The organism is Mesorhizobium sp. WSM4845 (assembly GCF_055811455.1).
On record NZ_JBVVQA010000017.1, the window covers coordinates 1 to 24,672 of the forward strand.

Annotated in this window: 24 protein-coding genes and 1 pseudogene; 16 read left to right on the forward strand and 9 right to left on the reverse strand. The window is 62.5% G+C overall.

The features are described 5' to 3' along the window. From AC0L2C_RS19450 to gmk, 6 genes and pseudogenes are all read left to right on the forward strand, one after another. Window positions 1-79: pseudogene (locus AC0L2C_RS19450) on the forward strand (beta-ketoacyl-ACP reductase); the annotation flags it as partial. Window positions 80-268: 189 nt separating this feature from the next. Beyond that, window positions 269-505: an acyl carrier protein gene (locus tag AC0L2C_RS19455; protein WP_006203723.1), complete on the forward strand. Its 237-nt coding sequence runs from the start codon at window positions 269-271 to the stop codon at window positions 503-505. Between the two features lie 34 nt (window positions 506-539). Beyond that, window positions 540-1,802, forward strand: coding sequence for a beta-ketoacyl-ACP synthase II (gene fabF, locus AC0L2C_RS19460; RefSeq protein ID WP_287214306.1), 1,263 nt, complete (start codon window positions 540-542; stop codon window positions 1,800-1,802). A gap of 102 nt (window positions 1,803-1,904) precedes the next feature. Next, on the forward strand, window positions 1,905-3,143 hold the full coding sequence (gene mltG, locus AC0L2C_RS19465) for an endolytic transglycosylase MltG (RefSeq protein WP_473524176.1): 1,239 nt from the start codon (window positions 1,905-1,907) through the stop codon (window positions 3,141-3,143). 178 nt (window positions 3,144-3,321) lie between these two features. Beyond that, a complete protein-coding gene (locus tag AC0L2C_RS19470) occupies window positions 3,322-4,212 on the forward strand; it encodes a YicC/YloC family endoribonuclease (protein WP_287053642.1) in 891 nt (296 codons plus the stop codon). 5 nt (window positions 4,213-4,217) lie between these two features. Then, window positions 4,218-4,892 carry a guanylate kinase gene (gmk, locus tag AC0L2C_RS19475; protein ID WP_027152668.1) on the forward strand — a complete coding sequence of 225 codons (675 nt, stop codon included), beginning with the start codon at window positions 4,218-4,220 and terminating at the stop codon, window positions 4,890-4,892. Between the two features lie 12 nt (window positions 4,893-4,904). On the opposite strand, the gene rsmA is transcribed toward gmk, so the two are convergent. From rsmA to AC0L2C_RS19510, 7 genes are all read right to left on the reverse strand, one after another. Beyond that, complete coding sequence (gene rsmA, locus AC0L2C_RS19480) at window positions 4,905-5,744, reverse strand: 16S rRNA (adenine(1518)-N(6)/adenine(1519)-N(6))-dimethyltransferase RsmA (RefSeq protein WP_473524177.1); 840 nt, start codon at window positions 5,742-5,744, stop codon at window positions 4,905-4,907. Window positions 5,745-5,766: 22 nt separating this feature from the next. After that, window positions 5,767-6,795, reverse strand: a complete 1,029-nt coding sequence (gene pdxA, locus AC0L2C_RS19485; protein WP_473524241.1) for a 4-hydroxythreonine-4-phosphate dehydrogenase PdxA — start codon at window positions 6,793-6,795, stop codon at window positions 5,767-5,769. Next, entirely contained in the window at window positions 6,792-7,724 is a 933-nt protein-coding gene (locus AC0L2C_RS19490; RefSeq protein WP_027152665.1) for a peptidylprolyl isomerase, read from the reverse strand. The genes pdxA and AC0L2C_RS19490 overlap by 4 nt, the downstream gene beginning before the upstream one ends. Window positions 7,725-7,927: 203 nt before the next feature. Next, on the reverse strand, window positions 7,928-10,216 hold the full coding sequence (locus tag AC0L2C_RS19495) for an LPS-assembly protein LptD (protein ID WP_473524178.1): 2,289 nt from the start codon (window positions 10,214-10,216) through the stop codon (window positions 7,928-7,930). Between the two features lie 128 nt (window positions 10,217-10,344). Next, window positions 10,345-11,427 (reverse strand): LPS export ABC transporter permease LptG, encoded by a 1,083-nt coding sequence (gene lptG / locus AC0L2C_RS19500; RefSeq protein ID WP_027152663.1) that lies wholly within the window; start codon window positions 11,425-11,427, stop codon window positions 10,345-10,347. Between the two features lie 16 nt (window positions 11,428-11,443). Further along, window positions 11,444-12,646 (reverse strand): LPS export ABC transporter permease LptF, encoded by a 1,203-nt coding sequence (gene lptF / locus AC0L2C_RS19505; RefSeq protein ID WP_473524179.1) that lies wholly within the window; start codon window positions 12,644-12,646, stop codon window positions 11,444-11,446. Further along, window positions 12,643-12,957, reverse strand: a complete 315-nt coding sequence (locus tag AC0L2C_RS19510) for a hypothetical protein (RefSeq protein ID WP_473524180.1) — start codon at window positions 12,955-12,957, stop codon at window positions 12,643-12,645. Before AC0L2C_RS19510 ends, lptF begins: the two co-directional genes overlap by 4 nt. On the opposite strand from AC0L2C_RS19510, the gene AC0L2C_RS19515 reads away from it, so the two are divergent. From AC0L2C_RS19515 to AC0L2C_RS19525, 3 genes are all read left to right on the forward strand, one after another. After that, window positions 12,956-13,102 carry a hypothetical protein gene (locus AC0L2C_RS19515; RefSeq protein WP_473524181.1) on the forward strand — a complete coding sequence of 49 codons (147 nt, stop codon included), beginning with the start codon at window positions 12,956-12,958 and terminating at the stop codon, window positions 13,100-13,102. The genes AC0L2C_RS19510 and AC0L2C_RS19515 overlap by 2 nt on opposite strands. 105 nt (window positions 13,103-13,207) lie before the next feature. Next, a complete protein-coding gene (locus tag AC0L2C_RS19520; RefSeq protein ID WP_473524182.1) occupies window positions 13,208-14,719 on the forward strand; it encodes a leucyl aminopeptidase in 1,512 nt (503 codons plus the stop codon). Between the two features lie 19 nt (window positions 14,720-14,738). Further along, the gene (locus tag AC0L2C_RS19525) at window positions 14,739-15,188 is read left to right on the forward strand and encodes a DNA polymerase III subunit chi (protein WP_091590560.1); all 450 of its coding nucleotides are present in this window, start codon (window positions 14,739-14,741) and stop codon (window positions 15,186-15,188) included. A gap of 38 nt (window positions 15,189-15,226) precedes the next feature. Here the strand turns inward: AC0L2C_RS19525 and AC0L2C_RS19530 are convergent, their stop codons facing one another. Together AC0L2C_RS19530 and AC0L2C_RS19535 are read right to left on the reverse strand one after the other, a co-directional pair. Beyond that, window positions 15,227-15,973: a haloacid dehalogenase type II gene (locus tag AC0L2C_RS19530; protein WP_473524183.1), complete on the reverse strand. Its 747-nt coding sequence runs from the start codon at window positions 15,971-15,973 to the stop codon at window positions 15,227-15,229. Between the two features lie 850 nt (window positions 15,974-16,823). Next, window positions 16,824-17,312, reverse strand: coding sequence for a RidA family protein (locus AC0L2C_RS19535; RefSeq protein ID WP_473524184.1), 489 nt, complete (start codon window positions 17,310-17,312; stop codon window positions 16,824-16,826). Between the two features lie 190 nt (window positions 17,313-17,502). On the opposite strand from AC0L2C_RS19535, the gene AC0L2C_RS19540 reads away from it, so the two are divergent. The 7 genes from AC0L2C_RS19540 to AC0L2C_RS19570 all read left to right on the forward strand — a co-directional run bounded on the left by AC0L2C_RS19540 (window position 17,503) and on the right by AC0L2C_RS19570 (window position 24,619). Further along, window positions 17,503-18,183, forward strand: coding sequence for a TetR/AcrR family transcriptional regulator (locus AC0L2C_RS19540; protein WP_473524185.1), 681 nt, complete (start codon window positions 17,503-17,505; stop codon window positions 18,181-18,183). A gap of 230 nt (window positions 18,184-18,413) precedes the next feature. Beyond that, complete coding sequence (locus AC0L2C_RS19545; protein ID WP_091590567.1) at window positions 18,414-19,148, forward strand: FadR/GntR family transcriptional regulator; 735 nt, start codon at window positions 18,414-18,416, stop codon at window positions 19,146-19,148. Continuing rightward, window positions 19,145-20,320 (forward strand): PLP-dependent transferase, encoded by a 1,176-nt coding sequence (locus AC0L2C_RS19550; protein ID WP_473524186.1) that lies wholly within the window; start codon window positions 19,145-19,147, stop codon window positions 20,318-20,320. The genes AC0L2C_RS19545 and AC0L2C_RS19550 overlap by 4 nt, the downstream gene beginning before the upstream one ends. Before the next feature lie 27 nt (window positions 20,321-20,347). Next, entirely contained in the window at window positions 20,348-21,607 is a 1,260-nt protein-coding gene (locus tag AC0L2C_RS19555) for an ABC transporter substrate-binding protein (protein WP_473524187.1), read from the forward strand. 118 nt (window positions 21,608-21,725) lie between these two features. Next, entirely contained in the window at window positions 21,726-22,661 is a 936-nt protein-coding gene (locus AC0L2C_RS19560) for a carbohydrate ABC transporter permease (protein ID WP_353682843.1), read from the forward strand. Between the two features lie 13 nt (window positions 22,662-22,674). Beyond that, window positions 22,675-23,508, forward strand: a complete 834-nt coding sequence (locus AC0L2C_RS19565; protein WP_287317005.1) for a carbohydrate ABC transporter permease — start codon at window positions 22,675-22,677, stop codon at window positions 23,506-23,508. Between the two features lie 10 nt (window positions 23,509-23,518). Continuing rightward, window positions 23,519-24,619 (forward strand): ABC transporter ATP-binding protein, encoded by a 1,101-nt coding sequence (locus tag AC0L2C_RS19570; RefSeq protein ID WP_473524188.1) that lies wholly within the window; start codon window positions 23,519-23,521, stop codon window positions 24,617-24,619. The last annotated feature ends 53 nt before the right edge of the window (window positions 24,620-24,672 follow it).

Below are 24,672 nucleotides of genomic sequence, written 5' to 3' on the forward strand. Positions count from 1 at the left end.
CGCCTACCTCGCTTCCAACGAAGCCGCCTATGTCACCGGCCAGACCATTCACGTCAATGGCGGCATGGCGATGATTTGACAGTTGCGGGAAAACACCCCTTTTCACCTTGGAGCCCGGCCGATTTTCGTGTAATGCGGCCCGCAACCCGGCGGTTCGGGCAAAAACCGGTCCGGTGCCGTTGCGTTTCCGACAGGACCATCTTTCAGCTTGATTAGCGGCATTCTGCCCGCTAACGAAGACAGACAAACAAAAGACGAGGATGCCCAAATGAGTGACACCGCAGAGCGCGTCAAGAAGATCGTTATCGAGCACCTTGGCGTCGATGCCGACAAGGTGACGGAGCAGGCGAGCTTCATCGATGATCTGGGCGCGGACAGTCTCGACACGGTCGAACTCGTCATGGCGTTCGAAGAAGAATTCGGCGTCGAGATCCCGGACGATGCGGCCGAAACCATCCTGACTGTCGGCGATGCGGTGAAGTACATCGACAAGGCTTCGGCCTGACGCTATTTGCAGTCATCACCGAGGAGGACCTGCGATGAGGCGTGTCGTCGTCACGGGCCTTGGGCTGCTTTCGCCGTTCGGCGTAGGCTTTGAGCATGGCTGGAAGGAACTACTGACCGGCCGCAGCGCAGCCAAGCGCATCACCGAGTTCGAGGTGGAGGATCTTGCCTGCAAGGTCGCCCACGTCATCCCGCGCGGCAATGGTGAGAATGCCACCTTCAATCCCGAGACCGTTCTCGAGCCGAAGGAACTGCGCAAGATCGGCGACTTCATCCTCTACGGGATCGCGGCCGCCGACGAGGCGCTGAAGGATTCGGGGTGGGCGCCGAAGACGCATCAAGAGCAGTGCGCCACCGGCGTGCTGATCGGCTCCGGCATCGGCGGCATCGAAGGCATCGCCGAGAATGCGATGATCCTGAAGGAGCGCGGTCCGCGCCGCATCAGCCCGTTCTTCATCCCCGGCCAGATCATCAATCTTGTATCCGGCCAAGTTTCGATCCGGCATGGGCTGAAAGGCCCCAACCACGCCGTCGTCACCGCTTGCTCCACCGGTGCGCATGCCATCGGCGATGCCGCCCGGCTGATCATGTGGGGCGATGCCGACGTGATGGTCGCAGGCGGCACGGAAGCGCCGGTGACGCGGCTGTCGATCGCCGGCTTCGCCGCTTGCCGGGCACTGTCGACCGACCGCAACGACGCTCCGGAAACGGCCTCGCGTCCCTATGACCGCGACCGCGACGGCTTCGTGATGGGCGAGGGCGCCGGCGTCGTCATTCTGGAGGAACTGGAACACGCCAGGGCGCGTGGCGCCAAGATCTATGCCGAGGTCACCGGTTACGGCTTGACCGGCGATGCCTATCACATCACCGCGCCGGCCGAAGATGGTGACGGCGCCTTTCGTTGCATGGTGGCGGCGCTGAACCGGGCCAAGCTGACGCCCGCAGACGTCGACTACATCAATGCGCACGGCACCTCGACCATGGCTGACACGATCGAACTGGGCGCCGTCGAGCGGCTGGTCGGCAACGCCGCTTCGAAAATATCGATGTCGTCGACCAAGTCGTCGATAGGCCACCTTCTGGGTGCGGCGGGCGCCGCCGAGGCGATTTTTTCGATCCTCGCCATTCGCGACAACATCGCGCCGGCCACCATCAATCTCGACAACCCGGAGCGCGAAACGGCGATCGACCTGGTGCCGCACAAGCCGCGCGCCCGCCAAATCGATGTGGCGCTGTCCAATTCCTTCGGCTTCGGCGGCACCAACGCCTCGCTGGTCTTCCAGCGCTACAATGGCTGACCGGTCCGCCGACCGGCACGGTCTATGCGTGTCGTCAATTTTGCCATATTCGCCCCTACTGTGCCCAAGGGGATTCGTTGCAAGACCAAACGGTAGGGCGCCATGAGCACAAATTCGGCGGACAACGGGCAATTCGGGCAACGGTCCGCACCGTCGGGCCCGATCGTGCCGAAAACGGCCAGCGAGGCATTGCGGCCTGAAGCCGGCACGCCGCCGCCCAAGCGCTCGCGCGCCTCGCGCAGCCAGTTCGTGGTGTTCATGAACTTCGTCATCTCCCTGGTGATGCTGATGGTTCTGGCGGCTGGCTTTGCCTTGTATTTCGGCAAGCAGGAATTCAACGAGCCCGGCCCTTCGGCCAATGCCGACACCTTCCTGGTCAAGCCGAACACCGGCGTCCAGGAGATTGCAGAGCAGCTCGAGCGGCGCGGACTGATCAGCGACGCGCGCATCTTCCGCCTTGGCGTGCGCGCTTTTGGCAATGATTCCGCCCTGAAGGCCGGCGAATACGAGATCAAGCCGCAGGCCTCGATGCGCGACATCATGGAGTTGCTGAAGAGCGGCAAGTCGGTGATGTATTCGCTGACCGTCCCCGAGGGGCTGACGGTCGAGCAGGCGCTGCAGCGCATCGCCGATCAGGCAGCGCTCGACGGCGATATGCCGGGGACCATTCCACCCGAGGGCAGCCTTGCTACCGACACGCTGCGTTTCACCCGCGGCGCGACACGCCAGCAGATGGTCGAAAAGCTTTTGGCGGACCAGAAGAACCTTGTCGAGGAAGTCTGGCAGCGGCGCGCCCCCGATCTGCCTCTGGCCAGTGTCGAAGACTTCGTCACCCTGGCTTCGATCGTCGAGAAAGAGACGGGCAAGGGCGACGAACGCTCGCGGGTCGCGGCCGTCTTCCTCAACCGGTTGGCCAAGGGCATGCGGCTGCAGTCCGATCCGACCATTATCTACGGCCTGTTCGGCGGCAAGGGCAAACCCGCCGACCGCCCGATCTATCAGTCTGACATCAAGAAGCCGACGCCCTACAACACTTATCTGATCAACGGCTTGCCGCCGACGCCGATCGCCAATCCTGGCCGTGCGGCACTGGAAGCCGTCGCCAATCCGTCGAAGACCGACGACCTGTATTTCGTTGCCGACGGCACCGGCGGTCACGTCTTTGCCGCGACGCTGACCGAGCACAACGAGAACGTCGCCCGCTACCGGGCGCTGCAGAAGGAACTGGCCGATGAAGCCGCCAAGGCCGGTGCTGCCAAGGCCGACGCCGCCAAGGTGGAAGGTCAGACCGACGCGCCGGTTGACGACGGCGATGGCGACGCCGGAGCGGCGGCGCAGTAGCGCCGGATGGTTGTGAAGTCGTCCCTCCGATTCGTCTGACGGCCGGGACGTGCTGATTTTGTCATCAGGAGCGCCCTGCGTCCGATTCGACGCGAACAGGCGCTCCGGATTTTGAAGCCGCGCACGATCTGGCCCGGAACCGCTTCCGGGATCATGCGCCAGGGGAAGCAAGGGCATCATGAATTTGCAGAGCATGACCGGTTTTGCACGGGCCGTCGCCGAACATGACGGCACGTCGATCGCCTGGGAGGTGAAGTCGGTCAACGGCAAGAGCGTCGAGGTCAGGCTGCGGCTGCCGCAAGGCCTCGAGCGGCTTGAGCCGGCCGTCAGGCAGACGGTGCAGAAGCGCTTTGCGCGCGGCAATTTCCAGGCAACGCTGACCGTCGGCCGCGCAGCCGGCCAGCAGGCGCAGCCCGTGGTCAACGAGGCCTTCCTGAGAGATCTGGCGGGGCTGGCCAAGCGGCTGCAGGAGATGTTCGGCGCAGCGCCTGCGACAGCCGACGGGCTGCTTTCGCTGCGCGGCGTGCTCGACATTCCCGAAACCGCCGAAACCGAAGAGGCGCGGGCGGCGCTCGACAGCGCGATACTCTCGGCGCTCGAAGTGGCGCTGGGCGGGCTGGAGCAGGCGCGCCAGGGCGAGGGCGCCGCCCTGCGCTCGCTGCTGTCCGGTCATATCGACGCTATCGAGGCGCTGACGCTGCGCGCCGAGGCCGATCCGTCGCGTGAGCCGGCGGTGATCCGCGAACGGATTACCGAGCAGGTGCGGCTGCTGATGGATGCCTCGGCCAATCTCGATGCCAGCCGGTTGCATATGGAGGCGGCGTTCCTGGCCACCAAGGCCGACATTCGTGAGGAGATTGACCGGCTGAAGACGCATGTGGCATCCGGCCGGGTGCTGCTGGCAGGCGGCGGCGCCATCGGCCGCAAGCTCGATTTTCTGGCGCAGGAATTCAACCGCGAATCGAATACGCTGTGTTCGAAGTCGAACGCCGCTGCGATCACCGCCATAGGGCTGGAGCTGAAGGCGGTCGTCGACCAGTTTCGCGAACAGGTCCAGAATCTGGAGTAACCCTGATGGTCGCCAAGGAGCCTATGGTTGCCAGGGATTTGGGTTCCCGCATTCGCCGCCGGGGTTTGATGCTCGTGCTGTCGTCGCCGTCCGGCGCCGGCAAGTCGACGATCGCGCGCAATCTTCTGGAAAGCGATTCCAGTCTCGAACTGTCGGTCTCCGTCACCACGCGGCCGCGCCGCGGCAGCGAGATCGAAGGCGTCCACTATCATTTTCGCACCATGCGTGAGTTCGAGCGGCTGCGCGATTCGGACGAACTGCTTGAATGGGCCGAAGTGCATGGCAATTGCTATGCCACGCCGCGTGAGCCGGCCGAACTGGCGCTGGCACAGGGCCGCGACATGTTGTTCGACATCGACTGGCAGGGCGCCCAGCAGCTCAAGGAGAAGATGCGCGCCGACATCGTCTCGATCTTCATCCTGCCGCCCTCGATGAAAGAGTTGAAGGCGCGGCTGAAGCGCCGCGCCGAGGACCAGGAATCGGTGATCGAGACGCGTCTGAAGAACGCTCGCAACGAGATCGAGCACTGGAAGGAATATGATTTCGTCATCATCAACGACGATCTCGACCGTGCCTTCGCCGAGGTACGCGGCATAGTCATCGCCGAGCGGCTCAGACGCGACCGCCGGCCCGGGCTGTTCGATTTCGTCTCGGGGCTGCTCGACGAGAAGACGGACTAGGGGCCGGCGCAATCACACCGCGTTGGTCAGTCGCACGAATTCCTCGACGCTCAAGGTTTCCGCCCGCCGCGTCGGATTGATGCCGGCGCGGGTGAGCAGGGCTTCGCCGCCGAGGCTCTTGACGCTCTGCCGCAGCATTTTGCGGCGCTGGCCGAAGGCCGCTTCGGTAACGCGGCCGAGCTTCTTGACCTCGGCGGCCAGCGGATTTGCCCGCGGCACCAGATGCACCACCGACGACACCACCTTGGGCGGCGGCGTGAAGGCTTGCGGCGGCACGTCGAAAGCGATTTTTGCCTCCGTCCGCCAGCCTGCCAGCACGCCCAGCCGGCCATAGGCATCGCTGCCGGGGCGGGCGACGATGCGCTCGGCCACCTCGCGCTGGAACATAAGCGTCATCGATGCGTAAAAGGGCGGCCACTCGGCGACGGTCAGCCAGCGTATCAAAAGTTCGGTGCCGATATTGTAGGGCAGGTTGGCGACGATCCTCACAGATCCATTGCCTCCATGTGCGCCTTCGGCAAGCGCCGCAAAATCCGTCTTCAACGCGTCGCCGGCTATGATTTCCAAACGGCCCGGATAGTGATCTGACACCTCCGCCAGCGCTGCCAGGCAGCGCTCGTCGCGCTCGATGGCGATGACCCGAGCCGCGCCGTGGGAAAGCAGCGCCCGGGTCAGGCCACCTGGACCCGGACCGACCTCGATTACCGTGGCGTCGGTCAGGTCGCCGGCGGCACGCGCGACCTTGCCGGTAAGGTTGAGGTCGAGCAGGAAATTCTGGCCGAGCGCCTTTTTCGCCTGCAACCCATGGCGTTCGATCACCGCGCGTAACGGCGGCAGCCCGTCGATGCTCATGCGACCGCTCTCATGCAAAGCCTCATGCGGCGGCAGCCTTCGCCCCGATGTTGGCAAGCCTGCGGGCGAGCCTGAGCGCCGCGATCAGGCTGTCGGTCCGGGCTATGCCCTTGCCGGCGATATCGAAAGCGGTGCCGTGATCCGGTGAAGTGCGGATGAAGGGTAGGCCGAGCGTAACGTTGACCGCCTCGTCGAACGCCAGTGCCTTGGCCGGGATCAGCGCCTGATCGTGATACATGCACAGCGCCACATCGTAGCCAGCTCGGGCGCGGGCGTGGAACAGCGTGTCGGCCGGCAGCGGCCCGAAAGCGTCGATGCCCTCCGCCCTCAGCCTTTCGATCGCCGGGCGGATGATGCGCTCGTCCTCGGCGCCCATCGCGCCGCCTTCGCCGGCATGCGGATTGAGGCCGGCAACGGCAAGCCGCGGCTTGGCAATGCCGAAGCGGTATTCGAGGTCGGCGGCGGTGATGCGGGCGGTCGCGACGATCAATTCCGTCGTCAGCGCTTCCGGCACCTCGCGCAGCGCAATGTGGATGGTGACCGGAACCGTGCGCAACTCGGGACCGGCAAGCATCATCACCGGCATTGCTTGTGCGCCGGTGTGGAGCGTCGCCAGATGCGCCAGATACTCAGTGTGACCGGGAAAACGGAAGCCGGCATCGTAGAGCGGCTTCTTGGCGATCGGGCACGTAACGACCGCCGCCGCGCGACCGCCAAGGCAATCGTCAACAGCGCGGTCGATGGCCTCGATGATGCCGGCGGCGTTGGCCGGGTCCGGCCGGCCGGGGTCGTCGACGAAGCGGGCGGCAAGCGGCATGACGGGCAGGGCGCGCCCAAAGACGCGCTCCGCTTCGGCTGGCACTGTCTCCGTGATTGGCACATCGGCGCCGAGCAGGCGCGCCCGTGCGGCAATCAGCGCCGGATCGGCTATAAGGTAGAAGGGCGGCACACCAGCGCTGTCACGCGCCTGCCAGGCGGCAATGGCGATTTCCGGCCCGACGCCGGATGGATCGCCGGCGCTCAGCGCCAGCGCTGCCTCTGGCGACTTCAGCGCTCGACGATGCGGGCTTTCTTCCGCAACTCCTCGACATATTTCGTGGAGAGCTCGTCGGCGTCCTTGCCACTCGAGCCTTCGCTCTGGAACACCATCTGGGCGGCCTTGTCGTCGGACACTTCGCGCGACGAGCAGATGCCGATGAACTCGACGCCGCGGTCTGTTTCGCGCGTGGGGGTGGCGCCGCCGACCTTGGTGGCCTTGATCTGGTCGGCCCAGTCCGGCGGCAATTGCGGCGCCAGTATCCGGCCGAGATCGCGAACAGTGACGTCGATCAGGCCCTTGGCGAATTCGCGCGAGGTGTTGCAGCCGTTGAAGCGGGCGCGCATGGCGTCGGCCTCGCGCTTGCGCTTGGACAGCGTCGCGCTGCGCTCGGCCGCCGGCACGACGAAAATGACCTGCTGCAGCATGTACTCCATGGCGGTCGGCTTGTTGCCGCCCTTGTCGAGCATGCGCCTGACTGCGTCCTGCTCACTCAGGGAGCCGCCGCTCTCTGAGCGATGGCGCGCGGTCAGCGCCTGGTTCCAGGCCATCTGGGAGCGGATGAACTCCTTGAAATGCTCCTTGCCGACGCCGGACTGCGCCATGACGCCATCGAGTTGCTTGAGCTGCATCTTGTTGGTCGTGGCAAAGCGCTGATAGGCGGCCTCGACCTGGGCGTCGCTGATGCGGATGCCGAGACGCTTGGCTTCGGCGACGCGCAGCGTCTGCTCGATCATTTCCTCGGCGGCATTGCCCTTCTTGCGCTGCAGGCGCAGGAAGGCAGCCCGATGCTGGATGTCGCCAGTGGTGATCGGTACGTTGTTGACGACGTATTTGATCTGGCTGGCGAAAGCCGGCGGCGTCATCATGGTGATCGAGGCTGAGGTCGCCGCCACCAGCAGCGCGAACCCTGCCGAAAAGAGGTATTTCCTCATCGAAAGCATCCCAATCCTATCTCGGTTGCGGCCCAATTTTATCGCATTTTGAGGGAACTGGAACCCGTGCCTGCCCTATGCGGCGAAACGATGTCGTTAGCTGCGATGTGCGTCCACTTTGACGCACGAAGTACGCTCAAACACTTTGGATTTTTCGGCCTATGCGTTGGCCGGCCGCCCGTTCCGCCCGTCCGTTATTGGCCAGTGGTCTGCTACTGGACAGTGTTGAAGGAGCTTTGCGTCGAGCCGAAATCGCCGAGCGTGCGAAACGACAGGTTGAAACCGATATTCTGCGACACTTCCTTGGTGCTCAGGTCGCGGGATTCCGAGAACGTCATCAAGTAGGTGAAGCAATCATCACTATAGGCAAAGCCGACCCCGTCCTTGACGAGGACGCTTTGCTCGAGATCGTAGGTGCCGGTACCGAAGACACGCCAGTTCTCGGCAAGTTGCGCCGAGGCGCCGAGCGTGACCTCGTGACGATCGGTCGTAAAACCATAGAGCGGCTGAGCCTGTATGAAGGCGTATTTGGCGCTGAACGAAATCGGCAGGCCGGAATAGGCTGCCTTCACCTCGGCGCGGCGAATCTCGAAGCTCTGCTCGTCGAAGCGGCCGCTGACCGAGCCGGAAAGCCCGCTGGGGCTGTTGAAGCCGACAAGGCCGACATAATCGGAGCTCGCGGTCTCCAGGCCCGAATCCTCGCCGACGTTGACCAGGTCCGGCGCGTCGAAGGAGTTCTGGCCGTCAAGCTGGTAGGATTGGCCGAATAGCGCGTTGGTGCTCCAGCCATTGTCATAGGCGCCGGAGTAGCGCAGCCCGACATTGGCGCGCGTGCCGCCTTCCAAGCGGTCGTAGCCGGAGAACTTGTCGCGCTCGAACAATGTCGTGGCATCAAAGACGAAGCTCTGCGCGTCCTCGTTGGGAACAGCGAGGCCGCCGACATATTGCTCGTTCGGACGCACGAACACCTGCGCCATCGGCTCGAAGATGTGACTGGAACTGGTCGACGAGAACAGCACCGGCCAGCGCATTTCCAGTCCGGCGGTTGCCATGAAGCGGGCGAGCGACGATCGCGTATCGTCGTCGACGCCGAGGTTGGACGCCATCTGATTGATGGCATTGAGCGATCCCGAAGAGGCGTTGACATAGCCGGCGTCGCCGCGCAGCGCCAGCAGTGGCGTCAGCAGCAGCCCGCCATCGGTGGTGAAGGTGCGCTTCCATTCCGCTTCGGCAGTGAGACGGCCCGACTGGCCCTCGATGCCGCGTACACTGGTGACGGACGCAGCGTTGTTCGGATCGGCAAGGGCCCTATCCAGCCTGTCGCGGCTGATAGCCTGCGCGTTGACATTGAGCGACAGCTGCCCGCCACCCACCGCCATGTCGGGGATGTAGGCGTAGTCGAGCGAGGGCAGCACCCAGGGCTGTTTGCCGGCGCGCGCGGTCGGATCGTCAGGGAGTGCCTCTTCCTGGACCACAAAGCGCATGGCGCGCACGTCGAAATAGTTGCGGCCGTTGAGGCCGGTCAGGTAGATCGAGGAGCGATGCACGCTGTCGCCGAAGTCTTCGATGGCGTAGGTGCGCGAGAAGTTCTTGTCGGTCTGCAGCAGGACATCCCAGCCGAAGTCCCAGCGCGGATTGATAGCGAACTGGCCCTTGGTGCCCATCATGCCGCGGAACTCGTTCGGGTCGCCGGCCGCACCCGAATCGACATTGTGCCCATCGTCGTCGATGAACTCGTCGGGATCCTCTTGCCGGATGCCGGCGATCTTCAGACTGTACTGGCCGTTGTTGAAGCGCTGGCGCCACTCGGCTTCGCCGAGAAAGCCCTGCTTGGTATAGCCGCTGCCGGTGACGGTGAGGTCGTAGGTTGGTGAGAGCGCGAAATAATAGGGGACTTTGACGCCGAGGCCGAGGTCGCTCTTGTAAGCGATGCTGGGGATCAGGAAGCCGCTCTTGCGCTTGACGGTCGGGTCGGCAATCTCGAAGGCCGGCAGATAGGCGAGCGGAAAGCCGAAGAACTCGAAATTCGAATTCTCGAAGCGAACCGTCTTCTTTTCCCCGTTCCAGATGATCTTTCTGGCCTTGATGCGCCAAGTCGGCGCTTTGTCCGGCTTGTCCTCGCACGGCTCGCAGGCCGTGTAGACGCCGTTGTGGAACGTCGTCAGCACACCGCCCATGCGTTCCGCGCTTTCGGCGGCGAAATAGGTCTTGTCGACGGTTTCGACACGCAGCGCGTTGACGAAGCCGTCGGCGAAATCGTCGGTGATGTCGACATGCTGCGAATAGATCTTGGTGCCGTCGCTGTTGATGACCTCGACATTGCCGCTGGCGACGAGCCGCTTGGTGTTGCGATTGTATTCCACCCGCTGGGCGACGAGGCGGTTGCCGCCATAATCGATCTGCACGCCGCCGACGGCCGTTACGGTCTGGTTGTCATTGTCATAGACCAGCGTATCTGCCGCCAGCAGCATTTGCGAACCGGTGGGAACGTCGGCTGCCATGCCGCTGATATCCTGGGCAAAAGCCGGGATACTCGGAACGACGCAAGCGAGCAGGCACGCCAAGGCGCTCGCCCCATAGAGGCGCGCCGAATCGGCCTGCCTATGGATGCGCAAAACCGCCCCCCTCACTAGCCGTCTTCCTTGTACAGCAAGAAAGTCACCCCGAAGAACATAGCCACGACAACCGGAACCCATGCAGCGACGACTGTGGGCACGAATCCCGCCACGCCGAATGCCTTGACCAGCACTGTCACGACATAAAGCAGAAACCCGGCCAGGATGCCACCCAGAATCATCGTCGCGGATTGTCCCATCCTCGCAAATCGCATCGACACCGTTGCGGCGATCAAAGTCATGGCGACGAGAAGGAACGGCAACGCTACCAATGAATCAAACTGCATGGCAAAGGCATTTGCTTTGAGGCCGAAGGAGCGGGCAACCTCGATCTTGCCGGGCAGATCGTAGAAAGGGATGGTTTCCGGGCGCGCCAGCCGCTCTTGCACGAACTCGGGCTTGAGATCGGTCGGTATTCGGTCGGTTGCCACCGATTGGATGTTGCCGTCCCGGAAGACCTTGACGTCCTGCAGTTCCCAGTAGCCATCCCGCAAATAGGCGTGCGCTGCGTCCTTGCGTTCGACGATGTCGCCTTGCGGGTTGAGGACGAAGAAGGCGGCGTCGGCCATCTCCAGGCCCTGATTGAGGATGGCGCGCGCGCCGATGATGGTATCGCCGGAACTGGTTTTCTGCCGGATCCAGGGCTCGGCGTCAGCTGACACGGTGTTCGACTTGCCGGAGCGGAGCTGGGTTTCGATTTTTTCGGACCAGGAAAACGCATACGCGGCGATCGGATTGATGACGCCGACCGACAACACCCCGAACAGCAGCGCCCCGATGCAGCACGGCAGCAGGAATTGCCATGCGGATACGCCGGCGGAACGCGCGATGACCAGTTCATACCTGCGATTAAGCGAGACCAGCGTCGCCATCGCCGAGAACAGGCCGACGAACGGCACCGTCTGCAGCATGATCATCGGCATTCGCAACCCTGAGATGGCAAACGCCGTGCCGTAGGTAAAACCCGGCAAGCCGGTCGTGCGGCCGGAAAGCTCGGTGAAGTCGATCAGGAACACAAGCGCCAGGAGGCCGATGAAGAACCAGATGGTGATCGTCACGTAGCGGAAGAAGAAGTATCTGCCCAGAGTCCAGCCCATTAGCGTGTCCAGCCCATCAGCCGGCCTCTTGGCCAGAAGCGCCGCGCCTGGCGAAGCGGAGCTTCAGGGCGCTCCAGCCGTCACCGAAGCGGCCGGCGAAATTCGTCATCCAGTCGGCCCAGGCGACCGGCAGCTCCATGGTCCGGTTGGAGACGATGAACCATGTCGCGACTGCGGACGCCACAATAGGAACGCCGTAGACCATATAGGCGTATTGCGGAATGTTGTCGGCCTTCCCAGCGGCAAAGAAACCGAGCCAGCGCACGAAAAGAGCAATCGCGATAGACGTGATCAGCGGATGAATGCGCGCCTCGCGATGGGAGCGCGCGTCTCCCGCGACCGCAAGCGCGATCAGCGCGAAAACGAGTGAATAGGACCATTCGGAGAAACGCTGGTGGACCTCGGCCAGGTACTTGTTCGGCCTTTTCTGGAACATCTTGTCGTTCGGACTGGGATTGAGCAGGTACTGTGTCGTCCGGTCCTTCGGCAAGAGCAATACCTCCGATGAGGCCGACATGAAGGCCGACAGGTCGAAGGCATAGGAGGTGAACCGGATGACCGAAAGATCGCCGGCCAGCGTTTTGCGATGGATGACGCCGTCGTTCATCATCAGCACCCGCTCGTCGCCGCTTTCGATGATGGCGCCGCTCTTGGCGTAGTAGATGAGGTTGACGCCTTCTTCGCGTGAATCGGCGACAAAAATGCCGCCAAGGCGGTTGTCCGGAAGCCGCTCGCCGATCTGCAGGAACAGGCCGTCGTCGATCTTGCGGAAGGTGCCCTCCTGGATGATGAGCGACAGAAGATCGGCGCGCGACGACGCCACCAGCTCGCGGTTTTTCTGTCGTGCATAGGGGTCGACGCCGTTGTCGACGGCGAACGAAAAAACACTGGCCGCCAGTGCCAGGAGCATGATCGGCCTGACGATGGTCCAGCGCGAAGCGCCTGCGGCGTTCAAGACGGCAAGCTCAGAATCGGAATTCATCGAGCTCAGTGTCTGCGCGACCGCGACCACCACGGCGAAGGGCACGACGATCGGGACGATCGACGGAATGATCAGCGCAGCGACCTCGAAGAAGGTCAGCGCCGACTGCCCACTGTCGGTCACGAGATCGATGCGGGCGAGCACCTGCGTCGTCCACACGATCGCCAGCGTCCAGATGAGCGCTGCGAGGAAGACCGCCAACGCACGACGCATGATGTAGCGTTCAACGACCTTCATGAAGGCTTTTCTCGATTTTGCCGAACGGCATCATGCCTCCAGACAAGGTAGTCGCCCGGCGACGCCTGCACAACCGGTCCGTTGGCGGTTCGATCTGGTTCCCGTCCCACATCGTTGTTTCCGGTGGCCGGAGTGTCGGCGGCATTGGATAAGAAAGGGCGAACATCAATGGTTAACAACACGTTGCGGCAGTAAAGCGGGGCCGTGCCGCGACGAATCGCCATCGATTCCATCTGCCATATGGGATCGGATTCCGGCAAAGTCTTGCCAAATGCCGGAAAACGACCAAATGTCGCGCCGGTCACTGACATGGCCGCTGCGGCTGCGACAGGTACAGGCATGAAAGCAGAAGTAACAGAATTGCGCAGCCAAACCGGCCAGGAAGCGATTTTTCACGGTGCGATCGTGATCGGCGCCAACACAATCACGCAGCAGATCGCCAGGCAGGGGCGATGATTGAAAATGGGGGTGGTGCTTCCGGTCGGAAACAGCCAAATATCTAGTTTCGTCAAGGCACTCCCCCGAAAAAAACCCCAACGCCCTTCCCGAAAGCAGGACATGATGACTTCGAGACCTTCGATAGCCTTTGCCAGGTTCGCAGTGCCCAAAAAAGGCAGCGTCTTCGTGCTGGCGGCCAACGATGGCGGTCTTGGCGACGCGGCAAAGGCTTGCGATCCGGCAAAGACCCTGGAGCGGGCGTTTCCGGTGGCCGACTTTTCCGGCAAGTTCGCCGGCCTGGTCGAAGTGCTGGCGCCGGAGGGCACATCGCTCGACCGGCTGGTTGCGGTCGGCGCCGGCAAGGTCTCGGGGCTCGACGACTATGCCTGGCTCAAGCTTGGCGGCACGATCGCTGCATCCTTGCGCAAGGCGACGGAGGTGGCGGTCATGCTCGATCTGCAGGGTGCTGACGTCGGCGGCAGGCAAGCGGCACAGCTTGCCGCGGGCATTCTTCTGCGCAGCTATGCTTTCGACAAGTACAAGACGAAAAAGGACAATGGCGACGGCCAGCGCGACGGCAACAAGGCCGAGCCCAAAAAGCCGGTTAAGGTGACCATCCATACCGCCGATCCGGCGGCGGCGAAAAAGGCCTTCGCCGACGAGGTGGCGGTGATCGACGGGGTGCTCCTGGCGCGCGATCTGGTCAACGAACCGGCCAATATACTGGGGCCGGTGGAATTCGCCGCCCGCGTCAACGAACTGGAGGCGCTCGGCGTCGCGGTCGAGATCCTGGTCGAGAAGGACATGAAGAAGCTCGGCATGGGCGCGCTGCTCGGCGTCGCCCAAGGTTCGCCGCGTGGCGCGCGCCTGGCTGTCATGCGATGGAACGGCGGCAAGGCCAAGGACAGCCCGATTGCTTTCATCGGCAAAGGCGTCACTTTCGACACCGGCGGCAATTCGATAAAGACGGCCTCCGGCATGGAGGACATGAAGGGCGACATGGGCGGCGCGGCCGCGGTGACCGGGCTGATGCACGCGCTGGCCGCGCGCAAGGCCAAGGCCAATGTCGTCGGTGTCATCGGGCTGGTGGAAAATGCCGTCGACGGCCATGCGCAGCGCCCCGGTGACATCGTCACTTCGATGTCGGGCCAGACCATCGAGGTGCTCAACACCGACGCCGAAGGCCGCCTCGTTCTGGCCGATGCGCTGTGGTACTGCAGCGATCGCTTCCAGCCGAAATTCATGGTCAATCTGGCGACGCTGACCGGCGCCACCATGGTCGCGCTCGGCCAGCACTATGCCGGGCTGTTCTCCAACAATGACGAATTGGCGAACAGGCTGACGAGCGCCGGGCAGGCGACGCACGAACGAGTGTGGCGGATGCCGCTCGGCACCGAATACGACAAGCTGATCGATTCGAAAAATGCCGACATGAAGAACATCGGCGGCCGCTATGGCGGTGCCATCATCGCGGCGCAGTTCCTGCAGCGATTCGTCAGGGATACACCCTGGGCGCATCTCGACATCGCCGGCACCGCGATGGGCGCGCCGTCCAGCGAGATCAACCAGTCATGGGCCTCCGGCTTCGGCGTCAGGCTGCTCGACCGGCTGGTTCGCGACAACTACGAGGAGTGAGGCCCTTCAAGGCGCGATCATGGCCGACGTCCTGTTCTACCACCTGACCGAATCGACTCTGGAGGATGCGTTGCCCGGCCTGCTTGAGCGCAGTGTCGATCGCGGTTGGCGCGCCGTGGTACAGACCGGCTCCGAAGAACGGCGCGACGCGCTGGACCAGCATCTTTGGACCTTCAGGGACGATTCCTTCCTGGCGCATGCGACGGACCGCGAATCCTATCTGGCCGAGCAGCCGATCCTTTTGACAACCAGCCATGACAATCCGAACGAGGCCCAGATACGCTTCCTGGTTGACGGCGCGGTGCCGCCGAAGCTTGCCGGTTATGAGCGCGCCGTGTTCCTGTTCGACGGCCACGATGCGGCCCAGCTCGAGGCGGCGCGCACGCACTGGAAGACGATGAAGGAAGCCGGCCACGCAGTCACCTACTGGCAGCAGACCTCAGACCGGCGCTGGGAACGCAAGGCGTAGTAAAGCCTGCCGCCTGGGTGATCCGCGACCTGGGGTTGCTACAACTGAAGTCGTTCAGCCAAGTCAATGAAGTCGCTGGCCACCAGGTCCCAGGCTTGATCAGGGTGCATATCCGTGGTCTGCGCTACCCCGTGCTCGGTCGGACGCGGGACAAAGGCTGTTCGCAATCCGCATGCCCGAGCCGCTGCAAGGTCGCCATTGTGGGCGGCGACAAGACAGATCTCATCCGGCTTCATTGCCAGCACGTCAGCGGTGCGAAGATAGGCTTCCGGCGTAGGCTTGTACGCTTGCACGACTTCGGCGCCGAGGATCGCATCCCAGGGGATGCGACTACGCTTCGCCATGTTGAGCATGAGGACGATGTTGCCGTTCGAGAGCGGCGCGATGATATAGCGGGCCTTGAGCCGTGTAAGGCCGGCCACCGCGTCAGGCCATGGCTCCAATCGGTGCCATGCCAGGTTCAGCTCGTCCAGCTCGGGCGCCGGCACCGAAGCCGGGTCGATCCCGAATTCTGGCAAAATGGCTTCCAGATTCTCCCGATGCAGCACGTCGAGCCGTATAAAGGGCCGCCGGCCGCTGCGCACCTCCTCCATTGCTGGGGAGTAACGGCGACGCCACGCATCCGCGAAAGCGGTAGGGATAGCGAATCCTGCTCCATGCCGCTTCAGGAACGGCTCAGCATCGCGCGCCACGCCGCTGCGCCAATCGACGACAGTGCCGAACACGTCGAACACCAACGCACATACGCCATCCAATGCCATCACATTCGGCTCCTCGATCCCCACTATTTTTCCTTCGTCGCCTGCCTCGTTTCCCCTTTCTCGGCCTTGCCAATTTGCTCGGCGATGCGGTCGGGCTTACGCGCGATGACGGCTGTGCAAATTAGATTGCAAAATAGACAAAGGGCACTGTCACCGATATTCCAGTGGCCTGGGCGCCGGCAACAACCCGGTACCGGCATGAGCGGAAGGGTGGCGGGCGCCACCATCGCGCCCACCCTCCTTCATTCGTTTGCCTTGAGCCAGATCTTTTGCGGACCGTGACCCTTGAAGGGGTATTGTGGATCACTCGGATCGTAAACGAGTGATGGCCCGCTGGCGTCGAGGGGCGGGCACCAACGAAAGCTGAACCCGTCGTTTCTCAACGAGAGTTCAAGATCGCAGCCTCCAAATGCGAGGCCGACCCGGCGTCCCATTACCTTTTGATCACGCTGAAAGTACTCCCAGATCATCTTCTGGGCTCGGTCGCTGGGCATCGCCGCGTCCGTGAACTCCAAGTACATCGTCCAGGTCTTCGGTCTGATAAGGAGGCTCCTGATCGCATCCCCTCCAGGAGAATTATCGGCTCCGAAAGCGGAAACGGAGAGTAGGACGATTGCCAAGGTGGATCGGATTGCCCGCATCATGCAGACCCCGTTAAGCACCATCTGTGCCTTGTTGTAGCGCGGTCAGGGAGGCAAATCAGCAAAATGTCCGGTTATGGCATGATCTCGGAAATTCCGGTTGTCCGGTTTTGCTGTTGATGGCGTCTAATTACTGATCGCGGTAGGCACGCCCATTGCTGAGCGTCCCTACCGCGATCCTTAATTCGTAACTCCGCGAAGCTCATGACAATTGCGAAAGGCGAGCGGCACCACTATTCCAGAATGACGACGGCCTCCACCTCGAAGAGCATGGGGTCAATTGCAAGCTTGGGAACGGGAATTAGGGTCTGCGCCGGCAGCGCTTCACCGAACATTTTTTTGACGTTCCTGGTCAACACCTCGAGCTTGGACATATCGTGATCGACCACGAAGACGGTGAGCTTGGCGACCTGATCCGGCCTCGCACCGAGCGCATCGAGGGCGGTGCGCAAATTTGTGTAGGCCTGCTCAACCTGGACAGCGAAGTCGGGCGACAAGGCTCCCGTGCCGTCTTGCCCGCCCTGTCCGGAGATGTAGGCCACCCGGGCTCCGCGCGGCGTGATCACCGCCGTGCTGTAGCCATTTGGCGACGGGTCGTAGAGGTTTTGTGGATTGACTATGGTCAGCTTGAGATCCTTCTCATTGGCTGTCGTGGCAGTGGGAACTCCCATGGTCATGATGATTAGCCCTTCGATAAGCAGATGCTTGATTGCGCGTGACATGATTTTCTCTTGGCTATGCGAGCAACGTACCCTCGCGGCCGGCACTATTGAACTTTAACCGTATCGCCCATACGATGACTCGTGCGACGTACGAGTCATCGTATGGTACGCCGTACGAGTCAATCGTTCAGAGCGACATTCGTTCGCGTTTGCCGGTCAAAATCGACGTTCTGAACAGCGAGGAAGACGGATGGCTGCCAAACGCAGCGGCCGGAGCAAACGAGGGATAAATGAGCGGCTCCAGCCCTTGCAGGAGCCGCGCAGTGAACCGCCGCTCTCTCGGGAACGTATCGTGGCGACCGCGGTGGAACTGCTTGACGCTCAAGGAGTCGACGGATTGACGATGCGTCGGCTGGCCGATCGCCTCGGCTCGGGCGTGATGAGCCTATATTGGCACGTCGACAACAAAGAGGATGTCTTTGATCTGGCGCTCGACTCGGTGCTTGAATATCGCGGACCGCCGCAAATAGCTCAAGACTGGCGCGGAGAAGTCGTTCATGTGCTCGAAGACTGGCGCGCCAGCATGCTGCGCCACCCTTGGTCGGCATCGCTGTTGCCGCGCCGAGCGCTCGGCCCGAACATCCTCGGTCGCTTGGAACTGCTGAGCAAGACCTTGTCCAGGGCCGGTGTTGCGGACGCAGATGTGAACGTTGCGATATGGTCGCTCTGGAACTATGTGATGGGCGCCACCATCACCCGGGCGAGCTTCGACCTCTCGGACGACGACAGGACCGCTGCGCAGCAGCGCCTTACGCGTCTCAGCGAACGTTATCCGACAATCGAACGCTCTCGTCTGCTGTTGGACAATGATTGGGACGGCGCTTTCAGGAATGGCCTCGGCTTCCTGCTCGATGGCCTCTCTCCAAAATGAGGCTGAACGGTAGCTTTGGCTGAAAGCGACTGTCGCAAAATCGCTGATTAAAATCACAGTTTTGCAGCTGATTTTCGCAAGGTCGCAGAATACGCGGCAACGTCCAGGGTTCCGCAATGGGTGTGAGCCGAAATGCAACCTCTGCACTGCCGAAGCCACTTGACGAAAGGCCGGTGGCGCGCAAAACTGCTAAGATGTCAGACCAATTTTGGGCGTAGGTACCCATGCGTATGCGCGGCGAACTGCCCGGGGCACCTGCCACGCGTGTGGCAATCGCCACGCTCCCGCCATTGGACCGCGGCAAACAAGTCATGGAAGCGCTGGCAGACTATGTCGAGCGCGCTGCGCTGAAGAGCGGTGACCGGCTTCCGACCGAACGCGAATTGATGGCCGCGCTTTCCGTGGGGCGTTCGACGATTCGCGAGGCGATGGGGCGTTTCGAAGCGCTCGGCGTCACCGAAACCCGCAAAGGCAGCGGCACCTATCTGCTCAAGCCGATATCCGCCGGCACGATCCATCTGCCGCTATCGCTCAATACGGCTGAGCTGCGCGACGGTCTCTTGCATACCCTCGAGGTGCGCCGCGGCATCGAGGCCGAGGCAAGCATGGTTGCGGCGCGGCGGCGGACAGTCGACGATCTGCGGACGATCGAGGAGAAACTCATCGAGATGGAGCGCGTCCATCTCGCCACCGGCACGTCGGGGCCGGAAGACCTGGCCTTTCACCTGGCGGTCTACGATGCCACGCACAACCCGCTTTTCCGGCAGCTCCTGGGGCAGATGCGCGAAGCGTTCGAGCGCTTCTGGGACCATCCTTTCGACCGGCAGGATTTCGCGCGGCGATCATTCCCGTATCACCGTGAGCTGTTCGATGCCATCGTCGCCGGGGACGCGGAGCTGGCGCGCGGAAAAACGTTGAAGATCCTCGAGATCGTGGAAGAGGATATCGAGGAAATGTCGAAATGAATGGCCCGGATTTTTTCGACCAGGCCTCGCTGATCGCCGCCCATGACGAGGGCAACGCCTTCGATGCCGTCGTCCCGCCGATCGTGCAGACCTCGCTCTTCACCTTCTCGAATTATGACGAGATGCTCGAAACATACCGCGGCGAAAAAGTGCGGCCGACCTACACGCGCGGGCTGAACCCGACGGTGCGCATGTTCGAGGAAATGCTGGCAAAGCTGGAGGGCGCCGAGGACGCGATCGGTTTTGCAAGCGGCATGTCCGCCATCTCATCAGCCGTACTGAGTTTCGTCGAACCGGGCGACCGCATTGTCGCGGTCAGGCATATCTACCCGGACGCGTTCCGGCTGTTCGGGACGTTGCTCGCGCGCATGCGCATCGAGGTGACCTATGTTGACGGGCGCGACGAGGCGGCTGTCGCGAACGCCCTGCCTGGCGCCAGGCTGTTCTATATGGAAAGCCCCACCAGCTGGGTCATGGAAACGCATGACATCGGCGCGCTCGCTGCGCTGGCAAAGTCCCGCGGCATCCCGACCATCATCGATAACAGCTGGGCCAGCCCGGTCTTTCAGCGGCCGCTGTCGCTCGGCGTCGACGTTGTGGTCCACTCCGCATCCAAGTACCTGGGCGGCCACAGCGACGTGGTGGCCGGCGTGGTCGCGGGCTCGAAGGAATTGATCGGCCGCATCCGCGGCGAAGCCTATCCATATCTCGGCGGCAAGCTGTCGCCATTCGATGCCTGGCTCTTGATTCGCGGCTTGCGCACACTGCCGATCCGGATGCGCGCTCATCAGGCCTCCGGCCTCGAAATCGCACGGCGCCTGCGGGATCATCCAATCGTTGAGAGGGTCTGCCATCCAGGGTTGGCCAACCTGCTTCCCGCGGGGCTCACCGGCACGTCGGGCCTGTTCTCATTTGTCTTCCGCGACGGCATCGACATCCGCACCTTTGCCGACCGCCTCAAGCTGTTCAAGCTGGGCGTGTCGTGGGGCGGCCACGAAAGCCTCATTGTGCCCGGCGAGGTCGTGCTGCAGCAGAAGGCCCAACCCAATTCCGCGATGGCGTTCGGCGTCCATCCGCGGTCCGTGCGTCTCCATGTCGGCCTCGAGGGAACCGAGGCGCTGTGGAGTGACCTGGAAACGGCGATCGACGCCGCTTCCGAAGAAAAGACCTGAAGCAACCAGACAAGAAGGGAACGGAAAATGAAGAAGCTTCTTATCGCCGCATTCGCCACCGTACTGATGTCGGGTGCTGCACTCGCCGACACGACGCTGAAGCTCGTGGAGGTGATCACCAGCCCCGAGCGTACCGAAACCCTGAAGTCGATCGTCGCCAAGTTCGAGGCGGCCAACCCGGGCACCAAGGTCGAGGTGATCTCGCTGCCTTGGGGCGAGGCGTTCCAGAAATTCGCGACCATGGTGTCTGCCGGCGAAATCCCCGACGTCATGGAGATGCCGGACACCTGGCTGTCGCTCTATGCCAACAACGGCCTTCTCGAAAGCCTCGAACCCTATCTTGCCAAATGGGAGCACACCTCGGGCCTCACCGACCGCGCGCTCGAACTCGGCCGCGACGTGAACAACACCGCCTACATGCTGCCCTACGGCTTCTATCTGCGGGCGATGTTCTACAACAAGAAGCTGTTCAAGGAGGCTGGTGTCACCGAGCCGCCCAAGACGATGGACGAGTTCGTGGCGGCGTCGGAAAAAGTTTCCAAGCTCCCGGGCAAATATGGCTACTGCCTGCGCGGCGGGCCGGGTGGCCTCAACGGCTGGATCATGTTCGGCGCAACCATGGCCGGCTCCAACAAGTTCTTCAATGAGGACGGCACCTCGACCATGAACAGCGAGGGCTGGGTCAAGGGACTGACCTGGGTCGTCGATCTGTACAAGAAGGGATTGGCGCCGAAGGACAGCGTCAACTGGGGTTTTAACGAAATCGTCGCGGGATTCTACACCGGCACCTGCGCAATGCTTGATCAGGATCCAGACGCGCTGATCGCGATAGCCGAGCGGATGAAGCCGGAAGACTACGGCGTCACGACCATGCCGAAGGGGCCGAGCGGCAAGACGTTCCCGACCATCGGCTATGCCGGTTGGTCGATGATGGCGGCCAGCCAGAACAAGGACCTCTCCTGGAAGCTGATCGAAACGCTCGAAGGGCCCGAGGGCAATGTCGAATGGAACAAACGCACCGGAGCACTGCCGGTCCACAAGTCGGCCGAAAAGGATCCCTTCTACGCAAGCGAGCAGTTCAAGGGCTGGTTCACTGAACTCGAGGACAAGGATGCGGTGCCAACGGTTATGCCGACCTATCTCGAGGAGTTCGCCTTCTTCAAGGACTCGATGGTCATCAAGACCAGTCAACAGGCACTGCTTGGCGATATCACGCCAGAGGAAATGGCCAACCAGTGGGCCGACTATCTGACCAAGGCGCAGCAAAAATACCTGGCCAAGAAATAACGGCGGACGCCAGGCATCGGAGCCGCCCATCGCGGGTGGCTCCGATGGCTCTCGTCCAAGGTCGGTTGGAAGGATGGTCGATTGGGCGGATGGCCAATTGGAGCGAAAGCGTTAGCTGATGGTTTTTGACGCCACCGCCGGGTTCCCGGAATCGCGCCACCGGTCGCTGGTCGACCGGATCACGCGCCACGCCGAGCCATATCTTTACACCGCCCCGGCGTTGATTCTGATCGTCACCATCATGCTGGCGCCGCTGGTGTTAGGCCTGTCCTACGCCTTCCGCGACGTGCACTTGCTCAATCCCTTCTCCGGCGGGTATGTCGGGCTTGATCATTTTCGCACCCTTTATGACGACGACAATTTCTATCGGGCGCTGCGCAACACGCTGTGGTGGACCGGCGCGTCCGTCTTGCTGCAATTCGTGTTCGGCTTGATCCTGGCGCTGTTGCTCGACCGGCCGTTCGCCGGCCGCGCCATAGCGCAGGCGCTGGTGTTCCTGCCCTGGGCGGTGCCGACTTTCCTCACCGGGCTCAACTGGGCGTGGCTGTTCAACCCCGTCATCGGACCGCTGCCGCATTGGCTTTATGCGCTCGGCCTCATGAATGAGCCGGCCAACATCCTTTCCAATCCGCAGCTTGCCATGTGGGGACCGATCATCGCCAACGTCTGGTGGGGCATTCCCTTCTTCGCCATCACGCTTCTGGCCGCGCTCCAGGCCATCCCGCGCGACCTCTACGAGGCGGCGGCGATCGACGGCGCCGGGGCATTCAGGCGGTTCACGTCGATCACGTTGCCGTTCCTTGCGCCGACCATTGCGATCACCGTGCTGTTGCGCACCGTCTGGATCTCGAACTTCGCCGACCTGATCATCGTCATGACCAGCGGCGGGCCAGCCGACCGCACGCAGATCGTCGCGAGCTACATCTTCACGCAGGCCTTCAGGGCCCTGGATTTTGGCTATGCCTCGGCCATTGCGCTGGTTCTGCTCGTCCTGTTGCTCGCCTATTCGATGCTAATCGTCATGCTGCGGCAAGTCCTGATGGATCGGGCCTGATCGGGATGACCAGATGAACAGCTATTCGATCTTCGGCACCGCGCTGCACCGCCTGGCGATCCTTTGCTACGTCCTCTTTGCACTGTTCCCGCTGTTCTGGCTGTTGAAAGTATCGGTCACGCCGAACGACCTGCTCTATTCCGAGGGCGTCCGCATGTGGCCGTCGCGGATGAGCTTTGAACATTTTCGCTTCGTGCTGGCCCACAGCGCATTCCCGGTCTTCTTCAGGAACAGCATGATCGTTGCCGGCGCGACGGCCGTGATCGTGACGCTGCTTGCGTCTCTCTCCGGCTATGCGCTGTCGCGCTTCACCTTCCGCGGCAAATACTGGCTGGTCGCGCTGATGCTGCTCACCCAGATGTTTCCATTGGTGATGCTGGTCGCGCCGATCTTCAAGATGCTCTCGCCGCTCGGGCTGACCAACAGCCTGACCGGGCTGGTGGTCGTCTACACCGCCTTCAACATCCCCTTCGCGACGTTCCTGATGCAGTCGTTTTTCGACGGCATTCCCAAGGAGTTGGAGGAGGCGGCCAAGATCGATGGCGCCACGCAGTTCATGGCGTTTCGCCAGATCGTCCTGCCGCTGACGCTGCCCGGCATTGCGGCGACGCTGGGTTTTGTATTCACCGCCGCATGGAGCGAACTGCTGTTCGCGCTGATGCTGATTTCGGGCAACAGCGCCGCCACGTTTCCGGTCGGTCTGCTCACCTTCGTGTCGAAGTTTTCGGTCGATTTCGGGCAGATGATGGCGGCCGGCGTGCTGGCGCTGATCCCGGCCTGCCTCTTCTTCCTGTTCATCCAGCGCTATCTGGTCCAGGGCCTGACGGCCGGCGCGGTCAAGGGCTGAGTGAGGTTCCATGGCATCGATCGACATCCGCAACGTCCGCAAGAATTTCGGCGTCGTCTCCGTGCTGCATGGCGTCGACCTGTCGATAGAGAACGGCGAGTTCGTGGTGCTGGTGGGGCCGTCGGGCTGCGGCAAGAGCACGCTGCTCCGCATGATCGCCGGGCTCGAGGAGGTGACCGAAGGTGAGATCCGGATCGACGGCATGCGCGTCAATGAGCGGGCGCCCAAGGACCGCGACATCGCCATGGTGTTCCAGTCCTACGCGCTCTATCCGCACATGAATGTCGCCGAGAACATGAGCTACGGCCTGCGCATCCGGAAGGCTGCCCGCGAGAAGATCACGGCCGCCGTCAGCAATGCAGCAAGGAAGCTTGAGTTGCAGCCGCTGCTTGCGCGGCGGCCGAAGGCACTGTCGGGCGGTCAGCGTCAGCGCGTGGCGATGGGCCGCGCGATCGTGCGACAGCCCAAGGCATTCCTGTTCGACGAGCCGCTGTCCAATCTCGATGCGCGCTTGCGTGAGCAGATGCGGGCAGAGATCAAGAAGCTGCACCGCGATCTCGGCGCGACCTCGATTTATGTCACCCACGACCAGATCGAGGCGATGACACTGGCCGACCGGATCGTCGCCATGCATGAGGGCGTGGTGCAGCAGGTCGGTAGTCCGCTGGAGCTTTACGACCGCCCTGCCAACCTGTTCGTCGCCGGCTTCATCGGATCGCCGGCGATGAATTTTCTGTCGGCGCGCTATGAGGTCGGCGCAGGCACGGCCGGCGCACGATTGCCTGACGGAACGCTGATTGGGCTTTCGTCAGCCTATCAACTCGAGGAGGGCGCGGCGGTGACGCTCGGCATCCGGCCGGAGCATGTCGAGATGTCGCCGGCATCGGAGAGCAGCCTGAGGGCGACGGTCGACTTGATCGAGCCGACCGGCTTCGGCATCATCCTGCATCTCGGCCTGCATGGCCTGCCATTCAACGTTTTCACGCTGGACAGGGCGGCGCTGACGGCTGGCCCGACGGTGACGGTGGCTTTCCCGCCGCAACATCTGCATTTGTTCGACGAGACTGGAATGCGCGCATTGGAAACGAGCTTCCAGCAGGGGAAAGGCTGATCGTCCTTATCGGGCGCTCAGATCATTCGGATTCTCCCAAAACCGGTTCCCAC

Bases quoted from the DNA above. Each gene is read 5' to 3' on its own strand.
- AC0L2C_RS19545 (WP_091590567.1), top strand. From the start codon at position 18,414: ATGCGCGGCGAACTGCCCGGGGCACCTGCCACGCGTGTGGCAATCGCC.
- AC0L2C_RS19550 (WP_473524186.1), top strand. From the start codon at position 19,145: ATGAATGGCCCGGATTTTTTCGACCAGGCCTCGCTGATCGCCGCCCAT.
- AC0L2C_RS19555 (WP_473524187.1), top strand. From the start codon at position 20,348: ATGAAGAAGCTTCTTATCGCCGCATTCGCCACCGTACTGATGTCGGGT.
- AC0L2C_RS19535 (WP_473524184.1), bottom strand. From the start codon at position 17,312: ATGTCACGCGCAATCAAGCATCTGCTTATCGAAGGGCTAATCATCATG.
- AC0L2C_RS19455 (WP_006203723.1), top strand. From the start codon at position 269: ATGAGTGACACCGCAGAGCGCGTCAAGAAGATCGTTATCGAGCACCTT.
- AC0L2C_RS19540 (WP_473524185.1), top strand. From the start codon at position 17,503: ATGGCTGCCAAACGCAGCGGCCGGAGCAAACGAGGGATAAATGAGCGG.
- gmk (WP_027152668.1), top strand. From the start codon at position 4,218: ATGGTCGCCAAGGAGCCTATGGTTGCCAGGGATTTGGGTTCCCGCATT.
- AC0L2C_RS19470 (WP_287053642.1), top strand. From the start codon at position 3,322: ATGAATTTGCAGAGCATGACCGGTTTTGCACGGGCCGTCGCCGAACAT.
- rsmA (WP_473524177.1), bottom strand. From the start codon at position 5,744: ATGAGCATCGACGGGCTGCCGCCGTTACGCGCGGTGATCGAACGCCAT.
- mltG (WP_473524176.1), top strand. From the start codon at position 1,905: ATGAGCACAAATTCGGCGGACAACGGGCAATTCGGGCAACGGTCCGCA.
- AC0L2C_RS19560 (WP_353682843.1), top strand. From the start codon at position 21,726: ATGGTTTTTGACGCCACCGCCGGGTTCCCGGAATCGCGCCACCGGTCG.
- AC0L2C_RS19520 (WP_473524182.1), top strand. From the start codon at position 13,208: ATGACTTCGAGACCTTCGATAGCCTTTGCCAGGTTCGCAGTGCCCAAA.
- AC0L2C_RS19510 (WP_473524180.1), bottom strand. From the start codon at position 12,957: ATGTCAGTGACCGGCGCGACATTTGGTCGTTTTCCGGCATTTGGCAAG.
- AC0L2C_RS19525 (WP_091590560.1), top strand. From the start codon at position 14,739: ATGGCCGACGTCCTGTTCTACCACCTGACCGAATCGACTCTGGAGGAT.
- fabF (WP_287214306.1), top strand. From the start codon at position 540: ATGAGGCGTGTCGTCGTCACGGGCCTTGGGCTGCTTTCGCCGTTCGGC.
- lptF (WP_473524179.1), bottom strand. From the start codon at position 12,646: ATGAAGGTCGTTGAACGCTACATCATGCGTCGTGCGTTGGCGGTCTTC.
- AC0L2C_RS19495 (WP_473524178.1), bottom strand. From the start codon at position 10,216: ATGGCAGCCGACGTTCCCACCGGTTCGCAAATGCTGCTGGCGGCAGAT.
- AC0L2C_RS19490 (WP_027152665.1), bottom strand. From the start codon at position 7,724: ATGCTTTCGATGAGGAAATACCTCTTTTCGGCAGGGTTCGCGCTGCTG.
- AC0L2C_RS19570 (WP_473524188.1), top strand. From the start codon at position 23,519: ATGGCATCGATCGACATCCGCAACGTCCGCAAGAATTTCGGCGTCGTC.
- lptG (WP_027152663.1), bottom strand. From the start codon at position 11,427: ATGGGCTGGACTCTGGGCAGATACTTCTTCTTCCGCTACGTGACGATC.
- AC0L2C_RS19515 (WP_473524181.1), top strand. From the start codon at position 12,956: ATGGCCGCTGCGGCTGCGACAGGTACAGGCATGAAAGCAGAAGTAACA.
- AC0L2C_RS19565 (WP_287317005.1), top strand. From the start codon at position 22,675: ATGAACAGCTATTCGATCTTCGGCACCGCGCTGCACCGCCTGGCGATC.